The following is a 6160-nucleotide window of genomic DNA, read 5'->3' as shown; positions in this document are numbered from 1 at the left end:
GGCAACCACAGAAGCCTCGTATGAGCAGTCGCGGGGACGGCGGAGTGCTTGTACAGGTGGAGCGGCGTCGGAACTGGAGCGACGAGGAGAAGCTGGCGATCCTAAAGGAGACGACGGTGCCGGGCGTTGTCATATCGGCCGTAGCGCGGCGGCATGGGATAGGCACGGGTCAGCTCTACACCTGGCGCAAGCAACTGCTCCGGGGAGCGATGGCAGGCTTCGTACCTGTCGAACTGGCAGCATCATCGCCGTCGGCCAAAGCCCGAGAAGCTGGACGGATCGAGGTTCGCGGACGGTGCGGCCTGACGGTGTCGGTGGATGGCGAAGTTGATCGGGCCGCCCTGAAACAGGTGCTCGATGTCCTGCGGGAGCTGGATCATTGAGCCTGGCGTTCCCGCCTTCGACGAAGGTCTACCTGTCGCTGGCGCCGTGCGACATGCGCAAGGGCTTTGACGGGCTCTCGGCGCAGGTGCGCAATATCCTTCAGCTGGATCCATTCTCGGGGGCGGTGTTCCTGTTCCGCGGGAGGAGGGGCGACAGGCTGAAGGCCTTGGTCTGGGACGGCTCAGGGCTATGCCTGTATGCGAAGCGTCTTGAGCGCGGAAAGTTTGTTTGGCCACGTGCCCATGAGGGTGCGCTGCGGCTGTCGGCAGCCCAGCTTGCGATGTTGCTCGAAGGCCTGAACTGGAAGCAGGCGATCGTCCACGACGAGGTCATCACGCCGAGCCTCGCATAGCCAAAAAGATCAGGAAAACCGCTATTTTATGTAGGCTTTGCCGTCGGCTTCCGCTATTATCTGCGGCATGCGGTTCGCCCTTGATCGCCTTCCCACAGACCCGGTTCTCCTGCAGAAAATGCTGCTGGAGATGGCCGATGTCATGGAGCAGGAACGGGCCGAACTGACGGCGGCGCAAGCCACGGTCAAAGCCCAGACCTTGCGGATCGAAAAGCTCGAACATCGTGTCGCGCGGCTGCTGCGCGTCCAGTTCGGCCGCAGCTCCGAGAAAATGGATATCGCCCAGTTGCGGCTGATGTTCGAGGAGGTCGAGGCACCGGAACCCGCCAACGATGAGGTGCCGGCGCCGCCTGTGGCGAAATCGGCTCGCAAACCCGGCGGCCGCGTTCCGCTTCCTGCGCACTTCCCGCGTCAGACAATCGATCATCAGCCCAGCCCGTGCAGTGGCGGTTGTAACGGACCCTCAGTCCAGATCGACGAGGCCGTCACTGAGGTTCTCGATTATGTCCCGGCGCGCTTCCGCGTCATCCGCCATGTCCGGCCCAGGCTGGTGTGCCGGTCCTGCGAGCAAATCCGCCAGGCGCCCGCTGTCGATCTGCCCCTGCCCAAGGTGATGGCGAGCAGCGCCTTGCTGGCTCACCTTATCGTCAATCGCTTTGTCGATCATCAGCCCTGGCACCGGCAGTCGGTGATCTTCCGACGGGTGGGGCTTCATATCGATCGGGATGTGATGAGCCGTTGGGCACGGAAACTGGCATGGCTGCTCGCGCCACTGGGCGAGCGACTGTTCGCCTATATCCGGGAAGCCGCCAAGATCCACGGTGACGACACGCCGGTCACCTTGCTGGGCAATGGCGACGGCAGTCGGACCGGGCACTTCTGGGTATATCTGCGTGATGACCGCTCAAGCGGCGACATGAGCCCGCCTGCCGTGGTCTTCCGCTTCAGCGCCGATCGTGGCGGAGCGCATCCGGCAGAACATCTCGCCGACTATCGGGGGTATCTACAGGCAGACGGCTTTGCCGGGTACAACGCGCTTTACCGCGACCCCAGGACCAAGGCGCCCAAGGATATCGTCGAAGTGGGATGCTGGAGCCACGCACGCCGGAAATTTACCGACATCCTGGAGAAAAGTCCGTCACCGATTGCGGCAGAGGCGGTCGTGCGGATCGCCGAGCTCTTCGCCATCGAGCGCGATATCAAGGGTGCGCCACCCGATGAGCGAAGACGCATCCGCCAGATCAAGGCGGTGCCGAAGCTGGAGGCATTGCGCGTCTGGCTCGAAACCCAGAACCGAGGCCTGTCATCTGACAGCAATCTGGCGCGTGCGTGTCGCTATCCGCTCAATCGCTGGCAGGCTATGGTCCGCTACTGTGATGACGGTCGGCTCGAGATCAGCAACAATCTGGTGGAGAACGCCCTGCGCGGTGTCGCGCTCGGGCGCCGGAACTGGATGTTCGTCGGCTCCATGAAGGGGGGAGAAGCCGCCGCGCTCTTCTACGCCCTGGCCGGTACATGTCGGCTCAACGGCGTCGAGCCCGAGGCATGGTTCACCGACGTCATCGAACGCATCGGTGATCACCCGATCAATCGGATCGATGACTTTTTGCCGTGGAAATGGCAGGCATCAAGGCTGACCAACGATCTGGAGAAGGCTGCGTGAGCAACGGCACTGTCGTGCGGATGAAGATTACGCTGGACGATGTCACGCCGGCCGTCAGCCGAACGCTGGAGGTGCCCCTCAATATCCGGCTCGACCGTCTGCACACCGTCATCCAGACCGCCTTCTCGTGGACGGACTCTCACCTGTGGGAAATGAGCTTCGGGCAGACCGGCTTTGGCATCCCTGATCCCGAATATGGCTTCGACGGACCTCTTGACGCCCGTAAGGCCACTCTCGCCCAGGTCCTGGCGGATACGAGGCGCAAGACCTTCCGATATCTCTACGACTTTGGCGATGCCTGGGAGCATAGCGTCAAAATCGAGCGCATCAGCACGGCCAGCCCGCACCTGACATATCCGCTCATCCTCGATGCAGTAGGTATGCGGCCGCCGGAGGACTGTGGCGGCCCATGGGGTTACGTCGAAAAGCTCGAAGCGCTCGGCGACCCCCAGCATGAATATCATGAAGAGGCGCTGGAGACCCTCGGCGACGACCATGATCCCAACGCCCAGCCCGATATCCCCCTGATAGAGGCAAGGCTGGAAGCGCTCGCGAAAAAATGGGCGCCACGGACACGCCGGAAAGCCTGAAAGGCCGCGTCAACGCCGCCTTCCGTCGGCGCTTACGTAAAACCAGCCAAGCTTACGACCTCACAACCATAGATCGACGAAGATCGAAATTGCCTTGACCGGGATGCGATTAAACAACCCACAAGTGCATCATTGGCGAGCATCGTGCCGAATTGGATACTCATGAGGCGAGACCAACCCCACCACATGATCAGGCTGCCGGGTGCCGAACACGCGCTTCGGCGATATCAATCGACGGGTTGGAGAACGGCGCCCGTCAAATCAGTTGATCGAGCAGCGGATCGTTCAATTCCCGCCACCATGGCGTCAGTTGCGGCGTGGAGGGGCACCGGGACCTGATCCGTCAGCACAAAGGATACCTATCGAGGCGGGGCTGCTCCTCTGTAATTCGGCCCCATCAAACATCCGCGGAGCGTACGCCTCGCGAAGGCTCGGTCATCATGGCCCCGCCATGGCTCCTCCCCAGCCGCCGCCGAGCGCAAGGAACAGCCGAACGCGATCCGAGGCGATGGACGCATCCGAGGCCGCCAGCGCTGCTTCGGCCGTGGCAAGGCTTCGCTGCGCGTCGAGCAGTTCAAGGCCTGTTCCAAGACCGCCCCCGGTTATCCGGGCCTGGAGCCCGGAAGCCCTCCGGCTCTCATCGCGCGCGCGCCTGAGCTTTGCATTCTGGTCCAGATCACGGGCATAGGTGCTGAGGACCGTCTCGGTTTCGCGGAGAGCTGCGAGGACGCTTCCGTCAAATGCCGCCAGCGTCGCGCGCGCCGCTGCATCGCTTTCCGCGATCCGCGCCCTGGCGACGCGTCGGTTCGGGAAGGACCACGAGATGAGCGGGCCGAAGCTGAACCGCAACGCCGAATCGTCGACTAGCCCGCCCACGCTCCGCGAGGTCGTGCCGAGCGATGCGCCGAGGCTGACGCTCGGATAGAGGTCCGCCGTCGCCACTCCGATGCGCGCCGTCGCAGCCGCAAGCCGGCGTTCAGCTTCGCGGATGTCAGGCCGGCGCCGGATCAGCGCCATACCGTCGCCAATCGGCAGGGGGCGGTCGACGGAAGGGATGATCCGGCAGGTCGCGAGATTGGGCGGATAATCTTCGGGCGTCCGGCCGAGCAGCACGGCAAGACTGAATAGTGCAGCTTTGCGGCCTGCCTCGATCGGCGGCAGCGCTGCCTCGAGCTGAGCCAGAAGCGCGCGCGAGCGGGTAGCGTCGAGCGACGTGTAGAGGCCGGCGCGCACGCCTCTTTCGGTGAGGGCGAGGCTTTGCCGCTGCAGTTCGACCGAATGGCGGGCAACGGTCATCCGCGCGCCGGCCGCGCAGGCATCTCCATAGGCGCCGACCACTCCGGCCACGACCGTCGTGCGCGCAAGGTCATAGGCGGCGGCCTGCGCTTCCGCATCGGCCTGCGCGGCTTCGATCGTGCGCCGAATCCGGCCCACGACGTCGAGTTCATAGGATATGCCGACGCCGGCGTCGAATGTCGCATGGGTCCCGTTGGGCGAGCCGAGACCGAGATTGGACGGCTCGCCCACCGATACGCCGCCCGCCGTGGAAGTCTGGACGCCCGCGCCGGCCTCGACCTCCTGGACAATCGCGCGCGCGCGTTCGAGATTGGCCGCCGCGACCCTGAGGTCGGTGTTGGCCTCGATCGCTTCCTGGACGAGCGCATCGAACTGGGGAATAGCGTAGAGGCGCCACCAGCGCTGGGGCAAGGGTTCAGCCGAATAGGCGGGCGATTTTCCTTCGGCAAAGCTTGCGGGCCGATCCGAGATGCCTGCGGGCAAGGGCGGCGCCCGATAGCTGGGGCCGACCGTGCCACAGCCAGCGAGCATCAGCGCGCCCATCAGTCCGAGCAGCCTTTTCGTTCCGACGCGCCCCATCGTCATTCGCTCCGGCCGGGGCCGAGCGCATTTTCCGCGCCATTGAGCGTCACGGTGACCGTCCGGCCCGCGATCAGATCGATGCCGGGCGGCACCTTGTCGATGGCGATCCGCACGGGGATGCGCTGGGCAAGACGGACCCAGCTGAAGGTGGGATTGACATTCGCGAGTAGCGTTCCGGACGCGGTCGTCCGTTCGCGATCGTCAATGCCCGCCGATCGGCCTTCAACATGGCCAGAAAGCGGCCTATCCTCGCCCATTACCCGGATCGTGACGCGGACGCCGGGGCGGATGTGCGAAAGCTTCGTCTCCTCGAAATAGCCGGCAACATAGTAGCTGTCGGAATCGACCAGCGTCATCACGGGCTGCCCGGTGGCCGCATAGGCGCCGGGACGGAGCGAGAAATTGGTGACGATGCCGTTGACCGGCGCACGCACCTCGGCGCGCGCCAGATTGATGCGGGCGAGATCGCGATCAGCGATCGCCTGGGCATAGCGTGCGCGGGCCTCCTCGGCGGTGGAGCGGCGGTCGTCACGTTGCTGTCCCGAGACGATATCAGAGAGGGCCTGATAGCGGCGGTTCTCCCGTTCGGCGGCGTTCAACGTTGCCCGTGCCGTGGCGACAGCGGCCTCGGCCTGCTCAACGGCATTGCGCAGCCGAACATGGTCGATGGTAAACAGGATGTCGCCGCGCCTGACCACCTGGTTGTCGCGAACGTGGACCTGCTCGACCCGGCCCGACACGTCTGCCGCGAGCGGAACCACATCCGCCCTGATCTTCCCGTCGCGCGTCTGTGGCGCGTAGGTGTAGTAATTATAGAGGTGCCAGAAGACGAACACGCCCGCACCCACCACCAGCAGGGTGAGCAGGGGCTTGAGCAGGCGGAGGAGGGTATCGCGATCTAGGGTCATGGCGGGCACTTCAGGATGCGGTGACAAGGCGTAGAGCCAGAAAGGCGGTGCCGGTCAGGATGAGGAACAGGGCGGTGTCGAACAGCGGGCGCTGCCAGACGAGGCGGTAGAAGCTGATGGACTCGAGCACCCGCGACAGCAGCAGGCGCATCGCGAAGCCGAGGATCGCGCAGAGGAGCAGCGGCGAAACGAACACGCCCGCGATGTCGATTTCGCCGATCATGTCGCCGGTACCCAGGCCGGCGCGCGCTCGAACAGGGCGATGCGCAGACCCGCTAAGGCATGAATGGCGCGGTCGGGGCGAGCGCCGGGCGAACCATCTCCCGGCCAGAGCGCATCAAGTGCTTCGTCGATGAGCGCGAGCAGAGGGCATAGCGTGGATGGT

The 6160-nt window shown here is 64.5% G+C and carries 7 protein-coding genes; 4 read left to right on the top strand and 3 right to left on the bottom strand.

What is annotated here, in order from left to right:
• The 4 genes from tnpA to C100_RS29960 form a co-directional block, all read left to right on the top strand.
• Positions 1–383 (top strand): IS66-like element accessory protein TnpA (gene tnpA / locus C100_RS29975; protein WP_235219024.1); only part of this gene is annotated, 383 nt, incomplete at its 5' end.
• The gene (gene tnpB, locus C100_RS29970) at positions 380–736 is read left to right on the top strand and encodes an IS66 family insertion sequence element accessory protein TnpB (RefSeq protein WP_024018733.1); all 357 of its coding nucleotides are present in this window, start codon (positions 380–382) and stop codon (positions 734–736) included. The genes tnpA and tnpB, both read left to right, overlap by 4 nt.
• Before the next feature lie 67 nt (positions 737–803).
• Positions 804–2399 carry an IS66 family transposase gene (gene tnpC / locus C100_RS47765; RefSeq protein WP_024018732.1) on the top strand — a complete coding sequence of 532 codons (1596 nt, stop codon included), beginning with the start codon at positions 804–806 and terminating at the stop codon, positions 2397–2399.
• Positions 2396–2989 carry a plasmid pRiA4b ORF-3 family protein gene (locus C100_RS29960; protein ID WP_024018731.1) on the top strand — a complete coding sequence of 198 codons (594 nt, stop codon included), beginning with the start codon at positions 2396–2398 and terminating at the stop codon, positions 2987–2989. Before tnpC ends, C100_RS29960 begins: the two co-directional genes overlap by 4 nt.
• 438 nt (positions 2990–3427) lie before the next feature.
• Here the strand turns inward: C100_RS29960 and C100_RS29955 are convergent, their stop codons facing one another.
• The 3 genes from C100_RS29955 to C100_RS29945 are packed head-to-tail and all read right to left on the bottom strand — an operon-like array spanning position 3428 to position 5998.
• The gene (locus C100_RS29955) at positions 3428–4870 is read right to left on the bottom strand and encodes an efflux transporter outer membrane subunit (protein ID WP_024018730.1); all 1443 of its coding nucleotides are present in this window, start codon (positions 4868–4870) and stop codon (positions 3428–3430) included.
• Entirely contained in the window at positions 4867–5775 is a 909-nt protein-coding gene (locus C100_RS29950; RefSeq protein WP_024018729.1) for an HlyD family secretion protein, read from the bottom strand. The genes C100_RS29955 and C100_RS29950 overlap by 4 nt, the downstream gene beginning before the upstream one ends.
• Positions 5776–5785: 10 nt before the next feature.
• Positions 5786–5998, bottom strand: a complete 213-nt coding sequence (locus C100_RS29945) for a DUF1656 domain-containing protein (RefSeq protein ID WP_024018728.1) — start codon at positions 5996–5998, stop codon at positions 5786–5788.
• Between the last annotated feature and the right edge of the window lie 162 nt (positions 5999–6160).

Origin of the sequence: Sphingobium sp. C100, assembly GCF_000508185.1 — a bacterium.
GTDB lineage: Bacteria > Pseudomonadota > Alphaproteobacteria > Sphingomonadales > Sphingomonadaceae > Sphingobium.
This window is presented reverse-complemented; position numbering and strand designations above follow the sequence as displayed.